General features: G+C 28.0%; 1 protein-coding gene. It reads left to right on the forward strand.

Translation table 11 applies throughout. The annotated features are described in order from the left end of the window. Window positions 1-815, forward strand: an 815-nt coding sequence (locus SMIDD26_RS11305; RefSeq protein WP_167747445.1) for an AAA family ATPase, incomplete at both ends; no start/stop codon positions are given.

Below are 815 nucleotides of genomic sequence, written 5' to 3' on the forward strand. Positions count from 1 at the left end.
GGAATATCATGATATTATTAAAAAAGATTTGATAAAGTTATCTAAAGTAAACCAAGATAATGAAGAGTATGAAATTTTAAAAGTTAAGGAATTAACAAAAAATGAGTTAATAATTTATAAAGATATGCTACTGATTAATTTTCTGGAGACTATTCTAAAGATTTCTGATAACTATATCACGTCCTATTTTAATAAATCTGTTTATATTGCTCCTATCAGAGCTACTGCTGAAAGATATTATAGGCTAAGAAATTTATCAATTGAAGAAGTAGATTCTAGTGGCAGGAATCTTGTTGATTTTTTATATAATCTTGATAATAGAAAGTTTCAACAATTTCAAGAATGGACAAATGAATTTTTAGGCTTTCAAGTAGAAAAAGATGGAATCGGTAACGATGAAATTAATAAAGGATATGTATCTATTTATATTAGAAAAAATGGAGATCAGAATCGATATAACCTATCTGATACTGGATTCGGTTATAGTCAAATCCTTCCTATTGTAACTCAACTTTGGTTTATTGCTTATAATGCACGGAAAAAATGGTATTTCTTGAAATCTCCTACCACAATTATTATTGAACAACCCGAACTTCATTTACATCCAAAACTACAAAGTAAGCTGATTTCAGCGATATGTAGTTTAGCTAATGATCAGTTCAGATTTATCATTGAGACTCATAGTGAGACGATTATTAACAAAATTGGAGATTTGATCTACAAGAAGAAAATAGGAAACGAAGATGTAAACATACAAATCTTTTCAAAGAAAAATGAGAAAATGGAAACAATTGTTGAGTCTTCTTCGTATGATG

The organism is Streptococcus mitis, from assembly GCF_001579035.1.
GTDB lineage: Bacteria > Bacillota > Bacilli > Lactobacillales > Streptococcaceae > Streptococcus > Streptococcus mitis_J.